Here is a 26,202-nt window from a genome sequence, read left to right on the forward strand (position 1 = left end):
TCCCCGACACGGCCCGCTTGGGCCGCCCTATATGCCTATAGAACTTTACCGCGACAAAAACCATGCCTGTTATATGTTCACCGATTTGGTGGAAGAAGACGGGCAAGCCGTGCAAGCCAACCAATTTTTAATTGTGGATGACGACACCGGGGCCATCATTGACCCCGGTGGTAACTTGGCCTACAACGAGTTGTATATGGGGATGCTGAAGCATTTTCCGCCGCAAAAGCTATCCTACGTGCTGGCCTCCCATGCCGACCCAGACATCATTGCCGCGCTAGACCGCTGGCTATCGAGTACCCGCGCCTTGCTGGTGATTTCGCGCGTTTGGGAGCGCTTTGTGCCCCACTTTACCAAAGCAGGCAAAACCGAAAACCGCATGATCAGCGTGGCCGATGCCGGGGGCCGTTTGCCGCTAGGACGGCATGAAATTTGGCTGATTCCAGCGCACTTTATGCACTCGGAAGGCAATTTTCAGTTTTACGACCCGGTCAGTCGCATTTTGTTCAGCGGGGACTTGGGGGCCTCGATGGTCAACGGCAGCCAAGCTGCCCGCCCCGCCACAGATTTCAAACGCCACCTGCCCTTGATGGAAGGCTTTCACCGGCGCTACATGGTCTCGAACAAGGTGTTACGCATGTGGGTCAAGATGGTGCGCCAGCTGGATATTGCCATGATTGTGCCGCAGCATGGCTCGCCGCTGATGGGCCAAGCCATGATTAACGATTTTCTCAATTGGATTGAAAACTTGGCCTGCGGCATTGACCTCTTCGATGAGCGCTTTTACCAAGTGCCCACCGTGGCGATTGACCCGGTGGTGCGTCCATCCTGATTAAAAAGTGCCCGGATACGTGCCGCCATCGAGCAAAAAATTCTGGCCCGTCAAGTAGCCCGCGTGCTGGCTACAGACAAAAGCGCAAAAAGCGCCAAACTCGGCCGTACTGCCAAAGCGCCCCGCCGGAATGCTTTGCAGCATGGTGGCGCGCGCCTCCTCCAAGGTTTGGCCATTTTTGGCCGCTGCGCTGTGCAGCATGGACTCGATGCGGTCGGTGGCAAATCTGCCCGGCAGTAGGTTATTGATGGTGACTCCGCGCCCGGCCAACGCAGGGTTGCGGGCCAGCCCCGCCACAAAGCCCGTCAGGCCACTGCGCGCACCATTGGACAAGCCCAAAACATCAATCGGAGCCTTGACCGCGCTGGAGGTGATGTTGACAATACGGCCAAAGCCGCGCGCGGCCATGCCATCGACCGTGGCCTTGATAAGCTCAATTGGCGTGAGCATATTGGCCTCGACCGCGGCCAACCAAGCCTCGCGGCCCCACTCCCGAAAATCACCCGTGGGCGGGCCACCCGCATTCGTTACCACGATGTCAAAAGCCGCCGCTGGGCCACCGGGGGCCTTGAGTGCGGACTCGCGCCCGTGCGTGGTGGTAATGTCTGCCGCCACCGCTAACACCAGCGGAAAACCCATCGTCTGACCACGGGCGCGGGCAGCAGCTTCGCCCTGCTCTGCCAGCAAGGCCGCCGCTTGGGCCAAAGCCTCGGGTTGGCGACCATTGATTACCAAATTTACACCTTCTTGCACCAAGGCCTGCGCGCAGCCCCGGCCCAGCCCTTTGCTGGCTCCACACACCAGCGCCCACTTACCGGCAATTCCTAAATCCATTGCGTTGGCTCCTTGCAAATAGGAGCAGTATCTGCGATTGCCATCGCGCTATCGCGGCGACAGGCACAAAGCTACTGGAGTGGGCGGGAATTGACCGTCATAATGGCTGTTCAGCGTACCAAACGACAGAGGGATTTGTGGATATCACCCAGTTGCTGGCATTCAGCGTTAAAAACAAAGCTTCCGATTTGCACTTGTCCGCCGGGTTGCCTCCGATGATTCGGGTGCATGGCGACGTGCGGCGCATCAACGTCGATGCCTTAGATCACAAAACCGTACACAGCATGGTGTACGACATCATGAGCGATGCCCAGCGCAAAGCCTATGAAGAATTTTTGGAGGTGGACTTTTCGTTTGAAATTGAAGGGCTGGCGCGTTTTCGCGTCAATGCCTTCAACCAAAACCGGGGCGCGGCGGCGGTGTTCCGTACCATTCCCAGCAAAATTTTGACGCTAGAGCAGCTCAATGCGCCCAAGATTTTTACGGAGTTGGCCATGAAGCCGCGTGGCTTGGTGCTGGTGACGGGACCTACCGGTTCGGGCAAATCCACCACGCTGGCTGGTATGGTCAACTACCTGAACGAAAACGAATACGGCCACATCCTGACGGTAGAAGACCCGATTGAATTCGTCCACGAATCCAAAAAATGCTTGGTCAACCAACGTGAAGTGGGGCCAATGACGCTGTCGTTTGCGGCAGCGCTCAAATCAGCCCTGCGTGAAGACCCGGACGCCATTTTGGTGGGTGAAATGCGCGACTTGGAGACCATCCGCTTGGCCATGACGGCCGCAGAAACCGGGCACTTGGTGTTTGGTACGCTGCACACCTCCAGCGCTGCCAAAACCATTGACCGGATTATTGACGTGTTCCCAGCAGAAGAAAAAGAAATGGTGCGCGCCATGTTGTCAGAGTCTTTACAGGCCGTGATTTCACAATCGCTGTGCAAGCTCAAAGATGGTTCGGGCCGGGTAGCTGCGCACGAAATCATGATTGGCACCAGCGCTATCCGCAACCTGATTCGCGAGGCCAAAGTGGCGCAGATGTATTCCACCATCCAAACCAGTAGCAACGTCGGGATGCAAACCCTCGACCAAAACCTGTCTGACTTGGTGCGGCGCAACCTCATTAGCCCAGCTGAAGCGCGCAGCAAGGCCAAAATTCCCGAGAACTTCCCCGGCTAATGGTTTATCGGATAAAACAAACCCCCACTGTGGGGTAGTAACAGGAAGGAATTTTGGCGATGAAAAGTATTTTGAACATGTGGCGCTCTTCAGCAGACACCCCCAGCGAGACGGCGGCACAAGCTGCTGATTCTCAAGATTCGGTGTTCTTTTCTGCGGCGCTGTCTGAGCATGGCGGCGAAGAAGTCACAATGGTGCCTTGGGAAGCGCGTGCGGTAGAGGTAGGTGCCAAACGCATCTCATCTGGCCAAGGCAGCAAACTGTTGCAAGAGTTGTGCGCCAAGAACAAGTACATGGCCCAGTTGCCGCCTGAGTTGACGGCGCGCATGGGTGAATTTTTCGATTTTGCCCTGGTACCCTCCGACCGCGATGTGGTGCGCCAAGACGAGTATGGCAACTTCATGTTCTTTTTGCTTTCGGGCACGATGGCGGTCAACCGGATTCAGCCTTGGGGCGAGAAACTGTTGTTGGCGCAAACGCGCCCCGGTGATTTGATTGGCGAGATGTCGCTACTTGATAGCGGCATCCGTTTCTCGGCCTGCACCACCATGACCGAGTGCCAAATTGCGGTACTGAGCGCCCAAACGCTGGATGAAATGATGGTCAAAGACCCCCATTTGGCCGCGGCCTTGGTCGCCGTGCTGGCGCGTAAATTGTGCGTGCGCTTGCGCGCAGTCAGTGCCCACTTGGGCGAAAATCAAAAATAAAACCAATATGGATGCTGGTGCCATAGCCTCAGCATGAGGGAGTCTCCCGGATGGAACGCGATCAGGCCAGTAAATTTATCAACGACCTGCTGCGGCTCATGGTCAGTCGCAACGGCAGCGATTTGTTCATCACCGCCGAATTTCCGCCAGCTATCAAAGTCGATGGCATGGTCACGAAGGTATCGCCCCAACCTTTGTCGCCGGGCCACACCCTCACGCTGGCGCGTGCCATCATGAGCGACAAGCAGGCCGCCGAGTTTGAACGCACCAAAGAATGCAACTTTGCCATTTCGCCCGCCGGTATTGGGCGTTTTCGGGTCAATGCTTTTGTGCAGCAGGGGCGCGTGGGCATGGTACTGCGTACCATTCCCCTGACGCTGCCCACCATTGATGGCTTAGGGGTGCCGCAGGTACTCAAAGAAGTCACCATGACCAAGCGCGGCCTGTGCATCATGGTGGGGGCCACCGGCTCGGGCAAGTCCACCACGCTGGCGGCGATGGTGGACTGGCGCAACGCCAACTCTTACGGCCACATCATCACGATTGAAGACCCGGTAGAGTTTGTCCATCCCCACAAAAACTGTGTCGTGACCCAGCGCGAGGTGGGCCTGGATACCGAAACCTGGGAAGCAGCGCTCAAAAATACCCTGCGCCAAGCGCCCGATGTGATTTTGATGGGCGAAATCCGCGACCGCGAAACAATGGAACATGCCATCGCCTTTGCCGAAACCGGTCACCTGTGCATGGCTACGCTGCACGCCAACAGTGCCAACCAAGCCCTGGACCGGGTGATTAACTTCTTCCCCGAGGAGCGCCGCGCCCAGTTGCTGATGGATTTGTCACTCAACCTGCGCGCGATGGTGTCGCAACGCCTGATACCCAAGCAAGATGGCAAAGGCCGGGCAGCAGCGGTAGAGATAATGCTCAACACGCCTCTCATCAGCGATTTAATTTTCAAGGGCGAGGTGTCTGAAGTCAAAGAAATCATGAAGAAAAGCCGCAACCTCGGTATGCAAACCTTTGACCAAGCGCTGTTTGATTTGTTTGAGGCCAACATCATCACTTACGAAGATGCGCTACGCAACGCCGATTCGGTCAATGACTTGCGCTTGCAAATTAAGCTGGGCAGCCAACGGGCGCGCAGTACCGATTTGGCCGCTGGCACCGAGGACTTTGCCATTGTCTAAACGCTAGGCAGGCAGTTTTTTTCATTTTTTCTACGGACTTTTGCATGGCTGGTACCAATCCCCGTTCTTACGACGCAACGCCTTCGCGCAGGGTGGCTTTTATTGGCTTGGGTGTCATGGGTTACCCGATGGCGGCCCATTTGGCGCTGGCTGGGCACCAAGTGGCGGTTTATAACCGCAACACCGCCAAAGCCTTGGCGTGGTGCGAGGAGTATGCCCACACCGGTGGCGTGCGCCATGCGCTCACGCCGCGTTTGGCCGCACAGGGCGCGGACATCGTTTTTTGCTGTGTGGGCAACGATGATGATTTGCGCTCGGTGGTGCTGGGGGCCGATGGCGCTTTTGCAGGCATGGAGCCGGGCAGCATTTTGGTGGACCACACCACGGCTTCAGCCGAGGTAGCACGCGAGTTGTACGCTGCCGGACGCACGCTGGGGCTGCATTTTGTCGATGCGCCGGTGTCGGGCGGCCAAGCTGGGGCACAAAATGGCCTCTTAACGGTGATGTGCGGTGGCGACCCGGCCCCGTTTGCAGCGGTGCAACCGGTAGCGCTGGCGTTTGCACGGGCCTTTACCCACTTGGGCGCATCAGGGGCTGGGCAATTGGCCAAAATGGTCAATCAAATTTGTATTGCCGGGTTGGTGCAAGGCTTGGCCGAGGCCATCGCCTTTGGCCAACGCGCCGGGCTAGACATGAACCAAGTATTAGACGTGATTGGCAAGGGCGCGGCGCAAAGCTGGCAACTGGATAACCGGGGCAAAACGATGGTAGCGCGCCAGTTCGATTTTGGCTTTGCCGTGGACTGGATGCGTAAGGATTTGGGGCTGGTGCTGGCCGAGGCACGGCGCAATGGTGCTACCTTGCCCGTCACGGCACTGGTGGATCAGTTTTATGGCGATGTGCAGCGCATGGGCGGCCAGCGCTGGGATACCTCTAGCTTGATTCAGCGGTTAGATTAAGCGGTGGGCAGTGTTGCTACGGTAGCGGCGTTGCCTTGGTGGCGGCGCATCTCGGTTCGCTTTGAGGTACTGACTGCCTGCGTGGTGGTGCTGGCTATGTTGCTGCTGACGGCGCTGATGGCCTACCAGCTCAGCACCAGCGCCCGTCAGGCCATCATGACGGCCTCTAGCGATAGCGCACAGCGCATTGGCCAACTCATCAGCGAGCGCGTTCACCGCATTGTCGATCCGGCAGATGCCACCTTGCGCCTATTGGCGTTTGACCCCATCTCTAGCGCCACCAGCTTGGCCCAACGCCTACACCGCCTGCCGGTGCTGGTGCGTCTGCTCCAGCAAAATAAGCTATTGTCGGCGGTGTATGTGGGCTACCCCAATGGGCAATTTTTACTGGTACGCCCGCTGCGTAACGCCGCTTTGCGCGCGCGCATGGATGCCCCGGAAAATACGGCGTTTTTATTGCAATCCATCGCACAAGAACAGGGCCGGGGCGCACCTTTGGTGGGGCGCTTTTATTTTTACGATGCACAACTCAAGCTGCTGGCCACCTCCATCCGGCCAGACTACCATTTTGACCCACGCACCCGCCCGTGGTATGCCGAAGTGGTGCAAAGCAAAACCCAAATCCTAACCACCCCTTATGTATTTTTTACCACGCAAGAAGTGGGCGTGACCCTGAGCCAACCCAGCGAAGAAGGCGGGGCCGTACTGGGCTTGGATGTAGCGCTGACCGATTTGGGCCACGAGATTGGCAACTTGCGCCTGATGCCGCGCACCGAAATTGCCGTGTTGGGCCAAGACCTGCGCGTGCTGGCCTACCCGGATATGTCGCGCGTATTGCACTACGATGGCCACCAAACCCGGATGAGTCCCCTGAGCGAGTTGGGGGTGGCCAGCTTGCAAACTTTGTACGCGCAGGGCGTACCACAGGGCGAGTCGCGCCGCTTTGAGGCCCAAGGCGAAGAGTGGCTGGGGCAGGTGCAGCCGCTCCAGTCGCCACGCTGGAGCAACCTCAAGCTGCTCTTGGCCATACCGACAGCCGAGTTGCTGGTGGATTTAAACCAGACCTTGCGTCGCCAAGTGTTGTACTCTTTGGGGCTGCTGGCCTTGCTGCTGCCCTTGGGCTGGATGGCTGGGCGGCGCTTGGGGCGCACCTTGACCGACTTGGCGCAACAGGCCCATGCGCTGGCGCAGTTTGATTTTCGTCGCCCCGAGCGGGCAACCTCTTCGGTGCGCGAGGTGCGCGAACTCGGGCTGGTGATAGACCGCATGTCCGACGCTATCGAGAAGTTTTTGCACATCAGCTGCCACATCAGTGCTGAATCGCGTTTAGATGTGATGCTATCGAACGTGCTGTATGAACTGGTGCAGGCCAGCATTTGCAGCAGCGGTGCGGTGTATTTGGTCGATAGCGCTGGCAGCAGCCTAGAGCGCAACGCCCGCTATTGCGCCAACCCCGAAGAGCAGCCTTTGTACCCTGAGCAGCTGGGCATGGCGCACTTTATCAACTATGCCCAACCCCAAACGGGCGATTCTGAGGCGGCACCCGATACACCCGATGCACCCGCGCAACAAGTCTTGCGCGTGCAGCTGCACACACGCGGCGGCCAGCCCTTGGGGCTGTTGGTGCTGCGCCATGTGCAAGACCAGCGCGGCGGCAACGGACACTTTCGCGCGTTTGTCGAGCAGCTCTCGGGCACCTTGTCCGTGGCGATTGAGACGCGCAACCTGATTGAAGGCCAGCGCAAGCTGTTTGATGCCGTGATTCGGGTGCTGGCCGACACCATTGATGCCAAAAGCCCCTACACCGGCGGCCATTGCGAGCGCGTGCCCCAGTTGGCCGATGCCCTGATGCAGCGCATGTGCGATGCACGCGAAGGCCCGTTTGCCGAGGTCTCCATGACCGAGGCCGAGATGTACGAGTTTCGCCTAGGCGCTTGGTTGCACGACTGCGGCAAAGTCACCAGCCCGGAACACATCATTGACAAGGCCACCAAGCTAGAAACCCTCTACAACCGCATCCACGAAGTGCGTATGCGCTTTGAAGTGCTGTGGCGCGATGCCCAGCTAGATGGTTACCAGCAGCAGCTTGCTGGCGCAGACCCGGCACAGTTGCAGCAGCAACTGCAAGCCAGACAAGCACAGTTGCAGGCCGATTTTGCCTTTGTCGCCCAAAGCAACGTGGGCGGCGAGTCTATGGCGGCGGCGGATGTACAGCGCCTGCACGCTATTGGCGCGCAGTGCTGGCAGCGCTATTTTGACGACCGCATTGGCTTATCGCGCGCCGAGCATGAGCGGCTGCGCGATGTGCCACCCCCAGCACTGCCCACGACCGAGTTTTTGCTGGCCGACCGGCCAGAACATATCGTGCCTTGGGGCACCCGCCGCCCCCCAGTAGAGGCAGACAACCCAGCCAACCGCTGGGGCTTTAACATGGACTTGCCGCCCCAAGAAGTTCACTTGGGCGAGTTGCACAACCTGGCCGTGCGCCGTGGCACCCTGACCGACGAAGACCGCTTCAAAATCAACGACCACATCGTGCAAACCATCATCTTGCTTAGTGGTCTGCCGTTTCCGCCACACTTGGCGCGCGTACCGGCCATTGCTGGCTCGCACCACGAAAAACTCGATGGCAGCGGCTATCCGCGCCGCCTCAAGGGCGAGCAGCTCACGCTGGCCGACCGGGTAATGACGCTGTCGGATATTTTTGAGGCACTCACGGCCTCAGACCGACCCTACAAGCCGCCCAAAACGCTGTCTGAAGCGCTGGCCATCATGGCGCGCATGGTGAAAGAACAGCATATTGATGCCGAAGTCTTTAGGTTCTTTTTGCACAGCGGTGTCTGGCAAGACTATGCCCAACGCTTTTTGCCCGCAGCCCAATTGGACCATGTGGACTTAAAGGCGATTGAGCAGCTGCTGGAAACTTAGCGCGGGCTAGAACTGTTGCCGTTGTTGCCGCTGCCGTTGCCGCTGCCGTTGCCGCTGCCGTTGCTCACAATGTCTGGGCGCATGATTCTCATGCGCGCCAGCTCCTCTTCTGTCAGAGGCTCAAACACACGCACCACCTTGGTCACGCCGGTCACGCCGCTGGCCAAACTGGTGGCGCGTTGGGCTTCGCGCGGGGTAACGCGGCCCAGCAAATAGACCACACTGCGCTCGGTCACCACCTTAAAGGAGTTGGCCGTCAGGTCTTTGGCATCGACCAAACTCGCACGGACTTTGCCGGTGATAAAGGTATCGTTAGAACGTTGGGCCAGCGTGCTGGGCGGCATGGCGGCCAATTCATTGACCACCGCCCGCACGTTTTCTAAGCTGCCAATCAACTCTTGGGCGCGCTGGCGGTCGGCAGCGGTCGGCACCTCGCCCGTCAGCAGCACTTGGCGGTTGTAGCTGGTGATGTTGACATGCGCCCGGTCTCCGTATTGACCATGCAGCAAATTGACGGCGCGTATTTCTATGCTTTCGTCTTCTACTTGGGCACCGGTGGTGCGGCGGTCGGCAGCCACAATGCCCCCCAAAGCCACACCACCCAGCACCACTGGCGCACAGGCCGACAAGCTGGCCACCAAGGTGCTGGCCAGCAAAGCCGAAATGCCAACACGGCGCGTAAAGAAATTTTGCATCAGCCTTAGCCTTCTTCTGGTTCACCAAACAATTGTGCGTCTATGCCATCACACAGGCAGTGGATGATGAGGGTATGCACTTCTAGCACCCGTGCGGCGCGGTCGTGCGGTACACACAACAGCACATCGGTTTCGCGCAGCACCGAGGCCAGCCTGCCACCACTGCGGCCACTCAGGGCCACAATGCTCATATCGCGCTCGTGGGCTGCCTCTACCGCTGCCAGCACGCCCGCATCGTTGCCATCGACGCACAGCGCCAGCAACAAATCTCCGGCTTGCCCCAGTGCGCGCACTTGGCGGGCAAAAGGCTGTTGCGTGCTGCCCAATAAAGCACCGTTGGCCGACAAGGCCAGCGCAGCAAACTCAGGGCGTTCGCGCTCAAAACCGGCCAAACAAAAACCCACAAACTGCAAAGCATGGCCCACCGAAGGGCCACTGGCACAGGTCAACATTTTGCCGCCACCGGTAATGCAGGCCAACATGGCTTGCACCGCAGCAGCAATGGGTTGGCCTAAATTTTGCGCGGTTTGGTATTGCAAGTCGGCGCTGTCGATAAAGTGCTGTTGGATGCGTTGCTCTAGCATGGCGGGCATCATACCTTTGCGTCCTTTAACCATGAAGATTTAGCCCACATGGAAAGCGGCACGTATCCACTCTAGTTGGTCGCCATCGCCATCGAGCAGCACGGCATCGAAGCGGCACGGCGGCGGCGCTGCCAGGTGCATCAGATAATGGCGCGCTGCAAAAATAATGCGCCGCTGCTTGGCCAGATTAATGCTGGCCCCAGCGCTGCCAAAATCACGTCGGCCACGGCTACGCACCTCGACAAACACCACCGTGCCATCGGGGGCGCGCACAATCAGGTCGATTTCACCACCGCCGCGCCCCGGCGTTCGATAATTGCGTACCAGCAGCTGCAAGCCTGCCGCTTGTAAATGCGCCAAGGCGCGGTCTTCTGCCGCTTGCCCTTTTTGTTGGGCCGTAGGGCGGGCCGTGGCGGTCGATTTTTTACCGAGGAATTCCATTTGAGCGCATCTTTCGCTTCTGCTCTAAGTGCCGCGCGCGATGCAGCGGCTGCACAGCATTATCCCCAAGGCGCCTTGTATGTGGTGGCCACCCCCATCGGCAACTTGGCCGACATCACTTTGCGCGCCCTGCATGTGCTGCAACTGGCCGACACTTTGGCCTGCGAAGACACACGCCACAGCCAAAGCCTATTGCGCGCCTATGGCATCGACAAGACCAGCGCGCAAATGCTGGCCCTGCACCAGCACAACGAGCAAGAAGCTGCACAAACCGTGCTGGCACGTTTGCAAGCCGGGCAGCGCGTGGCCTATCTGAGCGATGCGGGCACGCCCGGTGTCAGTGACCCCGGCGCACGCTTGGTAGCCGCCGCGCGCGCCGCAGGCTTTCGGGCAATGCCCCTGCCGGGGGCCAGCAGCGTGACAGCGGCCCTGAGCGTCGCCGGGGCCGTGGCCCCAGCAGGTACCGACAGTGGTTTTGTGTTTGCCGGATTTTTGCCGGTCAAAAGCGCAGAACGTGCCACCAGCGTGCAAGACTTGGCCACAGAACCGCGCTGTATCGTACTGTTAGAAGCACCGCACCGCATTGCCGATTTGGCCCAAGCCTTGGCCGTGCTGGGCCAGCGCCCGGTCACGCTGGCGCGTGAAATCAGCAAACAATTCGAAGAAATCACCACCCAGCCCGCCGCCCACTTGTCCGCTTGGTTGCAAGCCGATACCCAGCGCAGTCGGGGCGAGTTTGTCGTGTTGTTGCACCCGGTCGCTGCCCCTGAAGAAGCCGACCAAGGCCAGCGGGTGTTGGAATTGCTGCTGCCCGAGCTGCCCCTCAAAACCGCCGTGCGCTTAGCCGCCCAAATCAGCGGTGCGCCGCGCAACGCGCTGTACGAGCGCGCTTTGGCCTTGCGCCAATCAGACACCAAAAATCCTGCTTAGCCATGCAAATCATTGTCCGAAGCCCCTCCCCACGCAGCGCTTGGGCGCTAGAGCAAGCGGGCATCCATCCGCTGCTGGCCCAGTTGTATGCTGCCCGTGGCATCTGCACGCCACAAGAACTCGATACCAGCTTGGCCCAACTGCTGCCGCCTCAAGGACTAAAAGGCATACAGGCGGCAGCCACCTTGCTGGCCGATGCCATCGCACAAAACCAGCGCCTGTGCATCGTGGCTGATTACGACTGCGATGGAGCCACCGCCTGTGCCGTTGCTATCCGAGGGCTGCGCCTGTTGGGCGCGCAGCAGGTCGATTATTTGGTGCCCGACCGGGTGGTGGACGGCTACGGCCTGACAGCCGCCATCGCCCAGCGTGTCAAAGAGCGCGGGGCCGACATGCTCATCACCGTGGACAACGGCATAGGCAGCCCCGAAGGAGTCGATGAAGCCCACGCTTTGGGTATGCAGGTGCTGATTACCGACCACCATTTGCCCTCCAACCAAGTGCCCGCTGCCGATGCTGTCGTCAACCCCAACCAGCCCGGTTGCAGCTTTGCCAGCAAAAGTTTAGCGGGCGTGGGCGTGATGTTTTATGTGCTGCTGGCCTTGCGCGCCGAACTGCGCCAACGCGGCCAATTTGAGGCCCACAACCAACCCCGTTTGGATGCTTTATTGCCCTTGGTGGCCTTGGGCACCGTGGCCGATGTGGTGCGGCTCGATGCCAACAACCGCCGCTTGGTGGCCCAAGGGCTGCAAAGGGTGCGCGCCGGGCAGATGCCGCCCGGTATAGCCGCCTTGTTTCGAGTGGCTGGGCGTGATGTGCGCCAAGCCAACAGCCAAGATTTTGGTTTTGCTTTGGGGCCACGTATCAACGCGGCAGGCCGGTTGGCGGATATGTCTTTGGGCATTGAATGCCTGCTGACCGACGATACCAGCCGCGCGGACGAATTGGCCAAATTACTCGATAGCATCAACCGCGAGCGGCGCGACATTGAAGGCGGTATGCGCGACCAAGCGCAAGCGCTGGCCGAGAACCTGTTTGCCGCACAAGACAGCCCGCCCCCGGCCATCACGGTGTTTGACGAGGGCTTTCATGAAGGGGTCGTGGGCATTGTGGCCTCGCGCCTCAAAGACAAGCTCCATCGCCCCAGCTTTGTGTTTGCCGTCAGTGGCGCACCGGGCAAAGAGCAAGAACTCAAAGGCTCCGGGCGCTCGATTGTCGGTTTTCATTTGCGCGATGCACTCGATTTGCTGGTCAAACGCCATCCGGGTGTCTTGTTGCGCTTTGGTGGCCATGCGATGGCCGCCGGTTGCACCATAGACCGGGCGCAGTTGGACACCTTTACCCAAGGACTGGCACAAATCGCCCAAGAGCAATTGGATGCCGCCACCCTGACGCGCCAATTAGAAACCGATGGCCCCTTGGCGGCACCCTACCGCCGCGCCGATGTAGTGGATACGCTACAACGCGAAGTTTGGGGCCAAGGCTTTGCCCCGCCCACCTTTAGCGAAGAAGTGGAAGTGCTGAGCCAACGCTTGGTCGGCCAAGACAGCAAACACCTCTCGCTCAAACTCAAGCACCAAGGCGAGCCGGTCGATGCGATTTGGTTTGGCCACACCGAGCAGCTACCCGCGCGCGTGCTGCTGGCCTTTCGGCTGGATGTGAACGAATGGCAAGGCCAACGCAAAGTGCAGTTTTTGGTGGAAGGCGCGGCAGAGGCTTAATGCTCCAAGGTTGCCAGCAGCTGGCAAAAATCAGAAGCTTTCCCAATCATCGTCGTTGGCTTTGGGCGCTGGCGCTGCCGCCAAGCGTGGCGCTGCTGAAGCGCTGCTGCGCGCCTTGGCCGCCGGTGCTGGCATGGCTGGGCGTGGCTTACTGGCCGTGGGGGCTGCTACCGCTGGGGTTTTACGGCTGGGCAAGCTGGGCGCACGCGGCGCCGGTGCTGGCGGGCGCGCTGCCGTATTGGGACGCGCTGCATTGCTGCTGTGGTAGCTGCTGCCCACATTGAACACCGACACCACTTCGGCCAAACGCTGGGTTTGGTCACGCATGGCCCCAGCAGCAGCGGCAGATTCTTCGACCAGTGCCGCGTTTTGTTGCGTCATTTGGTCTAAGTTGGTAATGGCTACATTGACTTGGGCGATACCATCGCGCTGCTCGGTGGCCGAGGCGGTAATCTCGCCAATCAAGTCGGTCACGCGGCGCACACCTTCTACAATTTCGGTCATGTTTTGACCGGCCTGGGCCACCTGCTGCGAGCCAGACTCTACATTGGCCACCGAGGCGCTAATCAATGCCTTGATTTCTTTGGCCGCCTCGGCACTGCGTCCGGCCAAGCTGCGAACCTCCGAGGCCACCACGGCAAAGCCGCGCCCCTGTTCGCCTGCACGCGCGGCTTCTACCGCTGCATTCAGGGCCAAAATGTTGGTTTGGAAGGCAATGCCGTCAATCACGCCAATGATGTCAGCAATTTTGCGCGAGCTGTCAGTGATTTGCTGCATACTGGAGACGACCTGCTCCACCACCACACCGCCGCGTTCAGCCGCTTGGGCCGCTGTGCTGGCCAGCTGGTTGGCTTGGCGTGCCGTATCTGCTGCTTGGGTGACGGTGGCCGTAAGCTGCTCCATGCTGGCCGCGGTTTCTTGCAGATTGGCGGCAGTTTGTTCGGTGCGGGCCGATAAATCATGGTTGCCAGTGGCAATTTGGCCCGAGGCCACAGACACCGCCTCTACGCCACTGCGTACATCACCCACCAAACCGCGCAGGCGGTCAGACATTTGCTGAAACGCGTGCAATAGCTCACCAAACTCATCTTGGCGCTGGGTGTCTAGGCGTTGGGTCAGGTCTCCACTGCTGATGGCATTGGCCGCTTGCACCGCTTGGCGCAAGGGTTCCATGATGGAGCGCACCAAAGCTGCCGCCAGCAGCAGGCCTACCACCACGGTCAAGACTGCAATGCCTATCCCCACCAAAGCGGCACTTTGGCGCGCCTCGTGGGCCGCTGCAATCGCCTTATTGCGCTCTTCTTCTTCTACTTTGATGTAATCTTGTACCGTTTTGACCAAGGCCATCGCTGCTGGCATAAATTCTTGCTGGGTAAAAGCAAAGGTGGCAGCGTAGTCGCCGGCCTCTTTCAGTTCGGGCACTTTTTGCAGCAATTGCCGCGCTGGCGCGCGCGCTTGGGCTACCCGTTCTAGGGCTTGCTTTTCAGCCGCGCTGCGGGCGCGCTCGCCAGCACGTTTTTGGATTTCAGAAATTTTGGCCGAATCAGCTACGTTTTTTTGTTGCAAAAATTTGTAAGCTTCGGCAGATTGCACGTTAATGGCCGCTACGGTGCGCTCGGTCACTACCTCGGTCAAGCCCAACCAGCGCGTGGCATCGGTAATTGCGCTTTCGTAATGTGAAATCTCGGCAAAAGCCTGCACCATTGCCAGCGTGGAGCGGTGCTGCACAAACACTGCCGCCCCCAGCACCAGCACCAGCAGCCCAAAAATAACGCCCCACAATTTGTGGGCAACGCGGATATTGTTCAAATTCATAAAAACGCCTTTTAGTGTCCCCAATTCTACGAAGCCTATTTTTACACCAGCAACGCCCTAAAATCATCCAGTGACCACTTACCTTAACGCCGATTTACATTGCCATTCCATCATCTCCGATGGCACCCTCAGCCCCCAAGCCTTGGCGCTGCGCGCGCGCCAGCGGGGTGTCGATTTGTGGGCCTTAACCGACCACGACGAAATCAGCGGCTTAGCCCAAGCCCAAGCCGCCGCACTGGCGCAAGGCATGGCCTTTTTAACTGGTGTCGAAATTTCGGTCAGTTTTGCCCACGAGACGGTGCATATCGTAGGCTTGGGTTTTGATATGCACGATACAGCCTTAGCCCAAGGTTTGGCCCACACCCGCGCGGGCCGCGACCAGCGCGCCCAAGACATGGCAGAGCAACTGGCCCAAGTGGGCATTGCCGGGGCTTACGAAGGCGCTTTGCGCTATGTGGGCAACCCGGCGCTGGTCTCGCGCACCCACTTTGCCCGTTTTTTGGTGGATAGTGGCATCTGCCACGACACCAATGTGGTGTTTCGCCACTACCTGACTGAAGGTAAACCCGGTTTTGTCGAACACCGTTGGGCCGGGCTGGGCGAGGCGGTGCGCTGGATTACCCAAGCCGGTGGCGTGGCCGTGATAGCCCACCCAGCACGCTACCACCTGACACCCAACGAAGAGTTTGCCCTATTCTCTGAATTTAAAGCGCATGGCGGCCAAGCGGTCGAGGTCGTTACCGGCAGCCATGCAGTGCATGAATACGCTATCTACGCCGATATGGCGCGCGAGTTTGGTTTGGCCGCCTCGCGTGGCAGTGATTTCCATGCGCCCGATGAATCCAACATAGACTTGGGCACCTTGCCTCCTTTGCCTGCCAATGTGCTGCCGGTGTGGGATTTGCTGCACCAGCGCGTGCAAAACCCCAATTGAAAGTGTGATGCTATGGCCCAATTTTTTGAAATTCACCCCGAAAACCCCCAGCAGCGCCTGCTCAAACAAGCGGCTGCACTGCTGCAAAAAGGGGCCATTTTGGCGGTGCCCACCGATTCCAGCTATGCGCTGGTGTGCCACTTAGACGACAAACAGGCGGTGGACCGCCTGCGCCGCATTCGCCAAGTCGATGAAAAACACCACCTGACGCTGCTGTGCAGTGATTTGTCGGCATTGTCCAACTATGCGCTGGTGGACAACAAACAATACCGGCTGCTCAAGTTGGCCACCCCCGGCCCCTACACCTTTATTCTGGAGGCCACCAAAGAAGTGCCCCGGCGCGTCAGCCACCCCTCGCGCAAAACCATTGGCCTGCGTGTGCCCGAGCGCAAGGGCTTGCAAATGCTGATTGACCTGCACGGCGCACCGCTGTTGGCCACCACCTTGATTGCCCCCGGCGAGACCGAACCACTCAATGATGCCCACGAGATTCGCGCCCGCTACGAGCAGCAAATTGATGCCATCATTGACGCGGGCGGCTGCCCCTCAGAGCCCACCACGGTGATTGACCTGACCCCGATGGGCAAGGGCGAAGACCCGGTAGTGCTGCGCCAAGGGCGTGGTAGCTTGTCCGCCATTGGCCTCTAAGCAGAAAGTCTGCCCCTGTGGATGATTTTTCGCAACTAATCCAGACGGTTCTGATTTACGCCCTGCCGGTGTTGTTTGCCATTACGGTACACGAGGCCGCCCACGGCTATGCGGCGCGCCATTTTGGCGACCCTACCGCTGCCATGCAAGGGCGCATTACGCTCAACCCACTCAAGCACATTGACCCGGTGGGCACGATTTTGATGCCCCTGCTGCTGTACTTTGCCACCTCGGGCGCTTTTTTGTTTGGCTACGCCAAGCCGGTGCCGGTGCATTTTGGCCGCCTGCGTAACCCCAAGCGCGACATGATTTGGGTCGCTTTGGCCGGGCCAGCATCCAATTTTGTTCAAGCCCTGTTGTGGGCAGCACTGTTGTTGCTATTAATGGCCACCAGGGTAGAAGAGCGCTTTTTTTTGGAAATGGCACGCGCTGGTATTTTGACCAATTTGGTGATGTGGGCGTTTAACCTGTTTCCGCTGCCGCCGCTGGATGGTGGCCGCATTTTGGTCGGTTTACTGCCCTGGAAGCAAGCGCATTGGTTATCGCGCATCGAGCCTTGGGGCTTTTTTATCGTGATGGGGCTGGTGCTGGCGGGTATTGTCGGCACTGTCTGGTTGCGTCCGCTGATGGCGCTGGGTTATAGCGTAATCCAACTGCTACTGACACCGCTGGCCCTGTTGCTACGCTGAAGAGGGTGCAGGCCAGTGCAATAAGCGCCACCCCATCAAGGTAGCGGGCACATCAAAAATATCGGCCAGCTCTAGCAGGTCTTGCAGCGCCATCTCTTGCACGCAATAACGCAACACCGCCTCGGGCATCAGCAAGCGCAGGGCAAACTGGTGGGCTTCGCGCTCGGTGCGGCTGTTTTCATCCACAACAAAATCTTCGGTCACCACAATGTGGCGCTCTAGGCCAGGGCGCAGGTGGTGCAACGCCACATGCCCCAAGGCTTGGGCCGTGGCATAGCGTTGCAAGGCTAGGCTGTGCTGCTGGCACAGCGTGAGGCGCGGCTGGTTTTGCAGGCTCACTTGCAAATGGGCGCAGACGCTCAGGCTGTCGCTGTAATCCAAGGCCACGCCCATGCCTTGGGCAATGCGCGCGACATCGACCGGAACCGATTGATTCCAGTGCCGCTTGAGGATGCCTTCTGCCAACATGACCATAGGCACGATTATCGGCGTTGTTGCTGGGGTGCTGGTGTGCCAATGCGTGCAATGCTCGTTACCATTGCAGCATGTTCAGTTATCGCCACGCCTTTCACGCGGGCAACCATGCCGATGTGCTCAAACACACGGTATTGATTGCCACTTTGCAACACTTGATTGAAAAAGACACCGCCTTGACGGTGCTGGATACCCATGCCGGTGCTGGACTGTACCGGCTCGATGGTGACTATGCCAAAACCAGCGCCGAAGCCACCGACGGCATCCTGCGTTTGGCCGTGCCCGCAGCCGCCCATGTGCCGCTGGCCCCCGCTCTGCAAGCCTATATGGATTTGGTGCGCGCTTTCAATACCGGCTCGGGCATCAAAATTTACCCTGGCTCGCCTTTTATTATTCAACGTTTACTGCGCGAGCGCGACAAACTCAAACTGTTTGAGCTGCACCCGTCTGATTTGCGCGCACTGGCGGGCAATGTAGCCCAGTTAGAGGCAGGCCGCCAAGTGGCCGTGCTGCACGAAGATGGCTTTGAGGGCATTAAGAAGTTTTTGCCGCCACCCTCGCGCCGTGCCTTGGTGTTGTGTGACCCCAGCTATGAACTCAAAACCGACTACGGCAAAGTGCTGGACATGGTGCAAGACAGCCTCAAGCGCTTTGCCACCGGCACCTATGCGGTGTGGTACCCGATTATTCCGCGCCCCGAAGCGCATGATTTGCCGCGCCGCCTCAAAACGATGGCACAAAAAGCGGGCAAGAGCTGGCTACACGCCACCCTGACCGTCAAATCCAGCAAAATCACCGAAACCCTGGACGGCCAAACCAAGCGCCCCGGCTTGCCCGCCAGTGGCATGTTCTTGATTAACCCGCCTTACACCCTGAAAGACGGCCTCAAAGCCGCCCTACCCCAAATGGTGCAATTGCTGGCCCAAGACCGCAATGCCGCGCACACGCTGGAGTCGGGCAGTTAATCTTCAGCGGTGTCGTCGGCTTCTGGTTCTTCTTCGGCATCAGTGCCGGGGCAGCCGCTGTTGTCGTCGGGCAGGGTGTGTACGGTAACGGGCTTGGTGCCCAAGTGGGCCATGCCCAAGGCTTCGGCTGCAGCACGGCTGATGTCAATCACGCGCTTACCAGCAAATCCACCCCGGTCGTTGATGCGTACCACTACCTCACGCCCGGTCAGGGCACTGCGTACGCACACACGCGAACCAAACGGCAGCGTAGGGTGGGCGGCAGTAAAGTCGTGCATATCGAAACGCTCGCCGCTGGCGGTGCGTTTATTGTGGTGTTTGGCACCGTACCACGAGGCCAAACCGTATTCTTGCGGAAACTGCAAATCCACCTGCGGCAGGCGCGCGCCCTTGATTTTGCGCTTGGACAGCACCGGCGGGGCCGTCAACTGGCTAGGCAGCGTTAATGCGCCCTGTGTCGGCGGCTTCAGGCCCAAGGTGGGGGCGACCAAGGCATCTGCTGGGATGTCGGGCGCGGCCTGAACAGCCTTTTCGTCTTCGTCTTCCACTTCCGCTGTGGTGGTGGCCGTCGCTGTGGTGGGCGCAGGCACTTCTGCGAGAGTCTCTTCAGCGTTGGCCCAGCCCATTGCGCCGGTCAGAGTGGCAAACAGCCACAACCGGGCAACAAAAAACCGCCAGCAGCGGGCGGTGAACAAGCAAGACATGCGCCGGGGCCTTTCCAAAACAACAGGAACGTTAATGGTAGCGCAGTCGAAAAAAATCCCGCACGCAGCGGGAGGAGCAACCAAACAGAAGCTCAGCGCGGGCTTTAGAAGCGCCAGCCCAGACGTTGGCAGATTTCTAGCGTGGCGGCGCTTTGGTTCATGGTGTAGAAATGCAAAGCAGGTGCCCCGCCTTGGCGCAGTTGTTCGCACAGCTGGGTCACTACGTCCAGTCCAAATGCGCGGATGCTGGCAGTATCGTCGCCATAGGCTTGCAGGCGCAGGCGAATCCAACGCGGCACCTCGGCACCGCAGGCATCCGAAAAGCGTAACAGTTGGGTTGAGCTGGCAATCGGCATGATGCCGGGCACCACCGGAATATCCGCCCCTAATTGGCGCGCATCTTCGACAAAGCGAAAATAAGCGTCGGCGTTGTAAAAATACTGGGTGATGGCCGAATCCGCCCCAGCGCGCACTTTGGTCGCAAAGGCTTGCAAGTCGGCCTCGGGCGATTTGGCTTGCGGATGGATTTCGGGGTAAGCGGCCACTTCAATGTGGAAATCGTTGCCAGTTTCGGTGCGGATAAAAGCCACCAAATCGCTGGCATAGTTGAATTCACCGCCCAAACCATAGCCGCTGGGCAAATCACCACGCAAAGCCACCAAACGGCGCACGCCCATCGCCTTGAGCGTGGCCAATTGCGCGCGCACGCTGTCGCGCGTGGCACCAATGCAGGAAAAGTGCGAGGCCGCATCCATGCCTTCGGCCAAGATGTCGCGCACGGTAGCAAAAGTGCCTTCTTGTGTCGAGCCACCCGCACCGTAGGTAACAGAGCAAAACTCTGGCTTGAGGGCATACAGCTGCTGGCGCACCGCCTGCAACTTGCTGGCCCCTTCGGGGGTTTTGGGTGGAAAAAATTCTAGGCTTAGCTTCATGCCGCTCTCCGGGCAAAAACAAAAAATTCGCGGTTGCCATCACCGCCCGCAATCGGGCTGTCCAGCCAGGCTTGCACCTGTAAACCCAAACCGGCGCAAGCCTCGCGGATGCGCTGCTCCACCACCGGGTAAAGTGCCGCATCGCGCACAATGCCCCCTTTGCCGACTTGGCCGGGTTGCAGCTCAAATTGGGGTTTGACCAGCAGCAGCAGCGCGCCACCGGGGGCCAGCAAAGGCACTAGGGCCGGTAACACCAGCGTTAAAGAAATAAACGACAAATCGCCCGTGATGAAGTCAAACGCTGGCGTGATGTTGACATTTTCTAGCCCGGCACGGCGGCGACGTTGCACCGGTAAGGTACCCGCTTGGCGCGCCTGCTGCTTGGCGGCACGTTCGGCCTTGAAGGCTTCGATGTCCTGCTCTTTGGCATCATCGCTGTCGTCATATTCCTCATCGACCAAACCGCCATTACGCATCCAGCTGTACGGGGCGACGGGCTGGGTGTCGTTGTCTTCGGTTTCTTCCACCACTTCAGACAGCGCCAGCTCGCAGGCGGCCTGCAAATCGGTGGCCGTCATGCTGCGGGCATTGAGACCCTCCACACACACCACGCGCGCATCTTGGCGCAGGCGCTCGTGCAGCTGGCCGTGGCCCACATCGACGCCAATCACCTGTGCCGCCCCTTGCTGCAGCAGGCAATCGGTAAAGCCGCCGGTGCTTTGGCCCACATCCAAGCAGCGCAGTCCGGCCACAGACAGGCCGGTGGCGGCCAGCGCCCCTTCGAGTTTGAGACCGCCGCGCGAGATGTATTTGGCCTCAGCGGCATCGAGTAGGCGCAACTCGGCCATCGTTGGGATTTCATCGCCGTTTTTGGCCACTTTTTGCCACGGCGCAAACGACGACAAGCGCCACTCCACCCCCGAGGCAATCAGGCGTTGCGCTTGCGAGCGCGTGGCCGCATGGCCTTTTTCTACCAAAAAAACATCTGCACGCATAGCGGGTCACATTCTCAAGTTGGCTTAGTAGCGGTAGCTATCGGCCTTGTAGGGGCCGTTTTTCGGCACGCCAATGTAGGCGGCTTGGGCATCGGTCAGCTCGGTGAGCATCGCGCCAACCTTTTTCAGGTGCAGGCGCGCCACTTTTTCGTCCAAATGCTTGGGCAGCACATAGACCTTACCGGCTTGGTATTGCTCGGGCTTGGTGAACAGCTCAATCTGGGCGATGGTTTGGTTGGCAAACGAGGCGCTCATCACAAAGCTGGGGTGGCCGGTAGCGCAGCCCAAATTGACCAAACGGCCCTTGGCCAGCAAGATGATTTTCTTGCCGTCAGGGAACTGGATATGGTCCACTTGCGGCTTGATTTCTTCCCACTGGTATTGCTCAATCGACGCAACATCAATTTCGTTGTCAAAGTGGCCGATGTTGCAGACGATGGCTTGGTCTTTCATCGCCACCATGTGTTCGTGGCGAATCACATCACGGTTGCCGGTGGTCGTGACGAAGATGTCGGCCTTGTCGGCGGCGTATTCCATCGTCACCACTTTGTAGCCTTCCATCGCGGCTTGCAGGGCGTTGATGGGGTCAATCTCGGTTACCCAGACTTGGGCGCTCAGGGCGCGCAGGGCTTGGGCGCTGCCCTTGCCGACATCACCATAACCGGCCACACAGGCTACTTTGCCAGCAATCATGACATCGGTAGCACGCTTGATGCCATCGACCAAAGATTCACGGCAACCATAGAGGTTGTCAAATTTGCTCTTGGTGACGGAGTCGTTGACGTTGATGGCACGGAACAGCAGCGTGCCCTTGGCCGACATTTCATTCAGGCGGTGTACGCCGGTGGTGGTTTCTTCGGTCACACCGATGATGTCAGCCGATTTGCGGGTGTACCAAGTGGCATCTACGGCCAATTTGGCGCGAATGGCAGCAAACAGGATGGTTTCTTCTTCGCTGGTGGGCTTGTCCAGCACCGACAGGTCTTTCTCGGCGCGTTGGCCCAAGTGCATCAGCATGGTGGCATCGCCGCCATCGTCCAAAATCATGTTCGGGCCTTCGCCGGGGGCGTTGGCGGGGCCAAATTCAAAAATGCGGTGCGTGTAATCCCAATAGTCGGACAGCGATTCGCCCTTGATGGCAAACACCGGCGTACCACCATCGGCAATGGCAGCAGCAGCGTGGTCTTGGGTGCTGAAGATGTTGCACGAGGCCCAACGCACTTGTGCGCCCAGTGCTTCTAGCGTTTGAATCAGCACCGCGGTTTGAATGGTCATGTGCAAACTGCCGGTAATGCGTGCGCCCTTGAGGGGCTGGCTGGCGGCAAACTCTTCGCGGATGGCCATCAGGCCGGGCATTTCGGTTTCGGCAATGCGAATTTCTTTGTGGCCCCAGGCGGCCAAGGCGATGTCGGCAATCGCGCAATCGGCGTTAGCGAGGTGGGAAGCAGGTGCATTCATGGGTCGGCTCCAAAACAGGGGGAACAAGCCACTGGCCGACACGGAAATTGCAGAAAACACAGCTCACCGCACCGGAAGTGGATGAGCGTCGTTGCTAGGGTGGATTCCGAGCCTCACGCCCCGCTGTGCTGGGGGCGCTGCAACGCTCCTCGGAAGTGGCCGATTATACGGAGTTGGCGGCCAGCGTGGCGGCGCTAGGGGCCTTGTGCTGGGCAGCTGGGGCAGGCGGCGTAGGCATGGCCGCCAGTAGCTGCTCTGCCAAGGCTTCCATGCTGGCATGGGTTTGGATGCCAGCGGGCCATTCGGGCGGCAACGGTGCTGCCGGGTCTAAACCGGCGGCGTGCCCGGTACAAACCAAATGCAACATCCCCTTAACGGCTGCACCGGCCTGCATGTGCGGCAAACAACTACCAATGATGCAGACTTTGCTGGCATCGACACCATAGCGCTCGCAAATTTGCTCTAACAAACCGGGTGCTGGTTTGTGGCAACGGCAGTCTTCATCCGGGGCATGGGGGCAGTAAAACACGGTGTCAATACGCCCACCCACAGCGGCCACTTGCTTGTGCATGGCGGCATGAACGGCGTTGAGCGTAGCCATATCGAACAGGCCGCGCCCCAAGCCCGGTTGATTGGCCGCCACCACCACATGCCAACCCGCATGGTTGAGCCGAGCAATGGCATCTAAAGCGCCGGGCAGGGGTTTCCAATCGGCGGGCGAGGTGATGAACTCATCCTCGCCCAAGGCGTTGATGGTGCCATCGCGGTCCAAAATAGCGAGTTTCATAAGCGCAATTATGGGCGCAAAGCCGGAGCATTGGCAGCTGCTGGCGCGGTGGGCAGCGTGGGCAGGGCTTGCCAGCCGGTAACAAACCAGCCACTGTAACGCCCTTGCGCCCATTGCAGTTGCAAGGCTTGTCCGGCTTGCCATTGGGCGGCTTGTGGGTCGTCGATTAACACTTGCTGCAAACCCTCTAGCGTCGCCACGCGCAATACCAACTCGGTGCCGCCCAGACTGCGGGCATTGGGCTTTTTGTAGCGGCTGCCCAATACCTGCGCCTGCACGGGCGGCAAGGGGCGCAAGCCTTGCAGATTGTGTTGTCGCCACAGTAAAGCAGCTGCACCGGCCAAACACACCAATACCCACAAAACCAACAGCAGCGGCTGCACCTTGGCCCAGCCCCAACGCCGCCGCGCCCACCAAACCGCCAGCGCCAGCAGCAAGATGGCCAGCAGTGGCGTAGCCAATGACCACAACATGCCGGACACAGATTGCGCCCCAGCAAACGGCGACAGCGGCAACACCGGCCCGCTGGTGCTGCGCCCCTCTTGCCATTGCAACAACCAGCGCAAACCGGCCAAAAATGCCGGGGGCGCAAACAAATACCAAGCGAGGCGCTGCTGTGCAGTCACGGCCATATGGAGTCTGCGCTTAGGCGGCCAAGCGCGACAAATCGGCCACGCGGTTCATGGCGACGTGCAGCACTTTGAGCAAGCCTTGGCGGTTCAGGCGCACATCCATTGCTTCGGCGTTGACCATCACGTCGTCAAAGAAGACATCGACCGGCGCACGCAACACGGCCAGCGTTTGCAAGCTGGTGGTGTAGTCACCGGCTTCAAACTGGGCGTTGGCTTCGGGCACAAAACGCTGCAAGGCGGCAAACAAGTCTTGTTCGGCTTGCTCTTGCAACAGGGCTGGGTTGACGTGGGCATCCACCTCACCGGCCTTCTTCAGAATGTTACCCACGCGCTTATTGGCAGCGGCCAAAGCTGGGGCCTCGGGCAGGGCAGCAAAGGCACGCACGGCTTCAAGGCGCTTGGCTACTTCAGCCAGACGTTGTGGGCGCAGGGCCAGCACGGCTTCCACCTCTTGGGCGCGGTAGCCTTGCTCGCGCAACGCACCGGCCAAGCGGTCATAAATAAAGTCGGCCAGTGCCGGGGTGGCATCTTGGATTTTGTCGCCAAACGCTGGCACGGCGCTGGCCAGCAGCGTGCCCAAATCCAGCGGCAGGTCTTTTTCTACCAACATGCGAATCACGCCCAAGGCATGGCGGCGCAGTGCGAACGGGTCGCGGTCGCCGGTGGGCAGGTTGCCAATGCCGAACATACCGACCAAGGTTTCGAGTTTATCGGCCAGCGCCACCACCACGCCGGTGGTGTTGCGCGGCAGGGTATCACCGGCAAAACGCGGCTTGTAATGGTCTTCAATCGCATCAGCGACATCGGCAGGCAAGCCATCGTTCAGGGCATAGTAGCGGCCCATAATGCCTTGCAGCTCGGGGAATTCGCCCACCATGTCAGTGACGAGGTCGGTTTTGGCCAGCAAAGCGGCTTGGTCTATCCACTGCGGCAGGGCAACATCGCCTAGCTGTTGGGCAATCGCATGGGCAATGGCACGCACGCGCTGCACGCGCTCGCCTTGCGTGCCCAATTTGTTGTGATAGACCACTTTATCCAAAAATTCCACGCGTGAGGCCAGCGTTTTCTTGCGGTCTTGGTCAAAGAAGAATTTGGCATCGGCCAAACGCGGACGCACCACGCGCTCGTTGCCTTGCACCACGGCGCTGGCATCTTGCGGGCTGATGTTGCTGACCACCAAAAATTGGTGGGTGAGTTTGCCAGCGGCATCGAGCAGCGGAAAGTATTTCTGATTCGCCTTCATGGTCAGAATCAGGCATTCCTGCGGCACGTCGAGGAATTCTTGTTCAAACTGGCACACCAGCACATTGGGGCGCTCTACCAGCGCGGTCACTTCGTCTAGCAAGGCGGCATCGTCAATCGGGCGCACACCGTTGCCGATGCGCTCGGCGGCAGCGGCCAGTTGGCGGGCAATCTCGGCGCGGCGCTCGGTAAAGCTGGCAATCACTGCGCCATCACGCGCCAGCGTGGCGGCGTAGCTGTCGGCATTCTGAATCACCACGGGCGATACCGCAGCCTCAAAGCGGTGGCCTTGCGTGTTGTGGCCTGCTTGCAAACCCAAGGCTTTGACGGGCACGACCGTGCTACCGTGCAGCGCCACCAAGCCGTGTGCTGGACGCACAAAATGCACACTACTCCAGCCGGGCAACTCGCAGTCGCTCTCCAACTGGTAGGTCATGACTTTGGGGATGGGCAACTTGGCAATGGCTTCGTCCAGCGCTTTTTGCAGACCCATGTCTAACGTGGCCCCGGTGACAAGGCTGTGGTAGAACAAAGCCTCGGCCTTGCCATCGGGGGCGCGGTGCAAGCTGGCCGCCACGGCGGCGGGGTCGGTCGGGTCGATGTCGGCCCCAATAGCGGCCAGCTTTTTCAGCAAGGCAGGGGTGGCATGGCCTTGGGCATCTAAGCCTACCGCTACCGGCATCAGCTTGATTTGCACCGGCTTGTCTTCGGCTTTGAGCCAGATGTGGCTGATGTGCGCGGCCAAACGGCGCGGCGAGGCGTAGGGCGTAACGATGGTATCGGCAGAAGTCAAGCCTTGGGCTTGCAGTTGCTCGAACAGCACGCCTGCAAAGGCATCGCCCAGCTTTTGCAACGCTTTGGGGGGCAGTTCTTCTACGAACAGTTCAACCAGCAAATTTTTTGTCGTCATAGGGAGGGCCTTTGAATA

At 59.3% G+C, this 26,202-nt stretch carries 25 protein-coding genes and 1 riboswitch; of the genes, 12 read left to right on the top strand and 13 right to left on the bottom strand.

Annotated features, from left to right (window positions below; all coding sequences use genetic code 11):
- Positions 1 to 31 precede the first annotated feature (31 nt).
- Positions 32 to 832, top strand: coding sequence for an MBL fold metallo-hydrolase (locus tag PHX60_RS06315; RefSeq protein WP_300075927.1), 801 nt, complete (start codon positions 32 to 34; stop codon positions 830 to 832).
- Here the strand turns inward: PHX60_RS06315 and PHX60_RS06320 are convergent, their stop codons facing one another.
- Positions 833 to 1,666 carry an SDR family oxidoreductase gene (locus PHX60_RS06320; RefSeq protein ID WP_300075929.1) on the bottom strand — a complete coding sequence of 278 codons (834 nt, stop codon included), beginning with the start codon at positions 1,664 to 1,666 and terminating at the stop codon, positions 833 to 835.
- Positions 1,667 to 1,803: 137 nt separating this feature from the next.
- On the opposite strand from PHX60_RS06320, the gene PHX60_RS06325 reads away from it, so the two are divergent.
- The 5 genes from PHX60_RS06325 to PHX60_RS06345 are packed head-to-tail and all read left to right on the top strand — an operon-like array spanning position 1,804 to position 8,628.
- On the top strand, positions 1,804 to 2,847 hold the full coding sequence (locus PHX60_RS06325) for a type IV pilus twitching motility protein PilT (RefSeq protein ID WP_300075931.1): 1,044 nt from the start codon (positions 1,804 to 1,806) through the stop codon (positions 2,845 to 2,847).
- 59 nt (positions 2,848 to 2,906) lie between these two features.
- Entirely contained in the window at positions 2,907 to 3,554 is a 648-nt protein-coding gene (locus PHX60_RS06330) for a cyclic nucleotide-binding domain-containing protein (RefSeq protein ID WP_300075933.1), read from the top strand.
- Between the two features lie 50 nt (positions 3,555 to 3,604).
- The gene (locus PHX60_RS06335; RefSeq protein WP_300075935.1) at positions 3,605 to 4,741 is read left to right on the top strand and encodes a PilT/PilU family type 4a pilus ATPase; all 1,137 of its coding nucleotides are present in this window, start codon (positions 3,605 to 3,607) and stop codon (positions 4,739 to 4,741) included.
- Between the two features lie 44 nt (positions 4,742 to 4,785).
- Positions 4,786 to 5,700, top strand: a complete 915-nt coding sequence (locus tag PHX60_RS06340) for an NAD(P)-dependent oxidoreductase (protein ID WP_300075937.1) — start codon at positions 4,786 to 4,788, stop codon at positions 5,698 to 5,700.
- A 3-nt stretch (positions 5,701 to 5,703) separates the two neighbouring features.
- Complete coding sequence (locus PHX60_RS06345) at positions 5,704 to 8,628, top strand: HD domain-containing phosphohydrolase (protein ID WP_300075939.1); 2,925 nt, start codon at positions 5,704 to 5,706, stop codon at positions 8,626 to 8,628.
- On the opposite strand, the gene PHX60_RS06350 is transcribed toward PHX60_RS06345, so the two are convergent.
- The 3 genes from PHX60_RS06350 to PHX60_RS06360 are packed head-to-tail and all read right to left on the bottom strand — an operon-like array spanning position 8,625 to position 10,348.
- On the bottom strand, positions 8,625 to 9,323 hold the full coding sequence (locus PHX60_RS06350) for a BON domain-containing protein (protein WP_300075941.1): 699 nt from the start codon (positions 9,321 to 9,323) through the stop codon (positions 8,625 to 8,627). The genes PHX60_RS06345 and PHX60_RS06350 overlap by 4 nt on opposite strands.
- 5 nt (positions 9,324 to 9,328) lie before the next feature.
- Complete coding sequence (locus PHX60_RS06355; RefSeq protein ID WP_300076000.1) at positions 9,329 to 9,907, bottom strand: SIS domain-containing protein; 579 nt, start codon at positions 9,905 to 9,907, stop codon at positions 9,329 to 9,331.
- 39 nt (positions 9,908 to 9,946) lie between these two features.
- Positions 9,947 to 10,348, bottom strand: a complete 402-nt coding sequence (locus PHX60_RS06360; RefSeq protein WP_300075943.1) for a YraN family protein — start codon at positions 10,346 to 10,348, stop codon at positions 9,947 to 9,949.
- Between PHX60_RS06360 and rsmI the strand changes: the two genes are divergently transcribed.
- Together rsmI and recJ are read left to right on the top strand one after the other, a co-directional pair.
- Positions 10,349 to 11,278 (top strand): 16S rRNA (cytidine(1402)-2'-O)-methyltransferase, encoded by a 930-nt coding sequence (gene rsmI / locus PHX60_RS06365; protein WP_300075945.1) that lies wholly within the window; start codon positions 10,349 to 10,351, stop codon positions 11,276 to 11,278.
- Positions 11,279 to 11,280: 2 nt separating this feature from the next.
- Positions 11,281 to 12,999, top strand: coding sequence for a single-stranded-DNA-specific exonuclease RecJ (gene recJ / locus PHX60_RS06370; protein WP_300075947.1), 1,719 nt, complete (start codon positions 11,281 to 11,283; stop codon positions 12,997 to 12,999).
- A gap of 30 nt (positions 13,000 to 13,029) precedes the next feature.
- On the opposite strand, the gene PHX60_RS06375 is transcribed toward recJ, so the two are convergent.
- Entirely contained in the window at positions 13,030 to 14,814 is a 1,785-nt protein-coding gene (locus PHX60_RS06375; RefSeq protein ID WP_300075949.1) for a methyl-accepting chemotaxis protein, read from the bottom strand.
- A 70-nt stretch (positions 14,815 to 14,884) separates the two neighbouring features.
- Between PHX60_RS06375 and PHX60_RS06380 the strand changes: the two genes are divergently transcribed.
- Genes PHX60_RS06380 through PHX60_RS06390 form a run of 3 tightly spaced genes read left to right on the top strand, consistent with a single transcriptional unit; the run spans position 14,885 to position 17,085 of the window.
- Positions 14,885 to 15,748, top strand: coding sequence for a 3',5'-nucleoside bisphosphate phosphatase (locus PHX60_RS06380; protein ID WP_300075951.1), 864 nt, complete (start codon positions 14,885 to 14,887; stop codon positions 15,746 to 15,748).
- 12 nt (positions 15,749 to 15,760) lie between these two features.
- Complete coding sequence (locus PHX60_RS06385) at positions 15,761 to 16,396, top strand: L-threonylcarbamoyladenylate synthase (RefSeq protein WP_300075953.1); 636 nt, start codon at positions 15,761 to 15,763, stop codon at positions 16,394 to 16,396.
- A gap of 17 nt (positions 16,397 to 16,413) precedes the next feature.
- Positions 16,414 to 17,085: a site-2 protease family protein gene (locus tag PHX60_RS06390; protein ID WP_300075955.1), complete on the top strand. Its 672-nt coding sequence runs from the start codon at positions 16,414 to 16,416 to the stop codon at positions 17,083 to 17,085.
- On the opposite strand, the gene PHX60_RS06395 is transcribed toward PHX60_RS06390, so the two are convergent.
- On the bottom strand, positions 17,077 to 17,559 hold the full coding sequence (locus tag PHX60_RS06395; protein ID WP_300075957.1) for an ImmA/IrrE family metallo-endopeptidase: 483 nt from the start codon (positions 17,557 to 17,559) through the stop codon (positions 17,077 to 17,079). The two genes, PHX60_RS06390 and PHX60_RS06395, sit on opposite strands and share 9 nt — an antisense overlap.
- 71 nt (positions 17,560 to 17,630) lie before the next feature.
- Here PHX60_RS06395 and rlmJ point away from each other — a divergent pair, with 71 nt between their 5' ends.
- Positions 17,631 to 18,524, top strand: a complete 894-nt coding sequence (gene rlmJ / locus PHX60_RS06400; RefSeq protein ID WP_300075958.1) for a 23S rRNA (adenine(2030)-N(6))-methyltransferase RlmJ — start codon at positions 17,631 to 17,633, stop codon at positions 18,522 to 18,524.
- On the opposite strand, the gene PHX60_RS06405 is transcribed toward rlmJ, so the two are convergent.
- The 7 genes from PHX60_RS06405 to glyS form a co-directional block, all read right to left on the bottom strand.
- Positions 18,521 to 19,228 (bottom strand): septal ring lytic transglycosylase RlpA family protein, encoded by a 708-nt coding sequence (locus tag PHX60_RS06405; RefSeq protein ID WP_300075960.1) that lies wholly within the window; start codon positions 19,226 to 19,228, stop codon positions 18,521 to 18,523. The genes rlmJ and PHX60_RS06405 overlap by 4 nt on opposite strands.
- A gap of 104 nt (positions 19,229 to 19,332) precedes the next feature.
- On the bottom strand, positions 19,333 to 20,160 hold the full coding sequence (metF, locus tag PHX60_RS06410) for a methylenetetrahydrofolate reductase [NAD(P)H] (protein WP_300075962.1): 828 nt from the start codon (positions 20,158 to 20,160) through the stop codon (positions 19,333 to 19,335).
- Positions 20,157 to 21,155, bottom strand: coding sequence for a TlyA family RNA methyltransferase (locus tag PHX60_RS06415; RefSeq protein WP_300075964.1), 999 nt, complete (start codon positions 21,153 to 21,155; stop codon positions 20,157 to 20,159). The genes metF and PHX60_RS06415 overlap by 4 nt, the downstream gene beginning before the upstream one ends.
- A 24-nt stretch (positions 21,156 to 21,179) precedes the next feature.
- The gene (ahcY, locus tag PHX60_RS06420) at positions 21,180 to 22,613 is read right to left on the bottom strand and encodes an adenosylhomocysteinase (protein WP_300075966.1); all 1,434 of its coding nucleotides are present in this window, start codon (positions 22,611 to 22,613) and stop codon (positions 21,180 to 21,182) included.
- A gap of 76 nt (positions 22,614 to 22,689) precedes the next feature.
- Positions 22,690 to 22,769, bottom strand: a riboswitch (S-adenosyl-L-homocysteine riboswitch).
- Positions 22,770 to 22,776: 7 nt separating this feature from the next.
- The gene (gene gmhB, locus PHX60_RS06425; protein WP_300075968.1) at positions 22,777 to 23,400 is read right to left on the bottom strand and encodes a D-glycero-beta-D-manno-heptose 1,7-bisphosphate 7-phosphatase; all 624 of its coding nucleotides are present in this window, start codon (positions 23,398 to 23,400) and stop codon (positions 22,777 to 22,779) included.
- An 8-nt stretch (positions 23,401 to 23,408) separates the two neighbouring features.
- Positions 23,409 to 24,032: a hypothetical protein gene (locus tag PHX60_RS06430; RefSeq protein ID WP_300075970.1), complete on the bottom strand. Its 624-nt coding sequence runs from the start codon at positions 24,030 to 24,032 to the stop codon at positions 23,409 to 23,411.
- A 13-nt stretch (positions 24,033 to 24,045) separates the two neighbouring features.
- Complete coding sequence (glyS, locus tag PHX60_RS06435) at positions 24,046 to 26,184, bottom strand: glycine--tRNA ligase subunit beta (protein ID WP_300075972.1); 2,139 nt, start codon at positions 26,182 to 26,184, stop codon at positions 24,046 to 24,048.
- Positions 26,185 to 26,202 lie beyond the last annotated feature (18 nt).

The sequence above is a fragment of the Giesbergeria sp. genome (assembly GCF_028686475.1).
Taxonomy (GTDB): Bacteria; Pseudomonadota; Gammaproteobacteria; order Burkholderiales; family Burkholderiaceae_C; genus Simplicispira.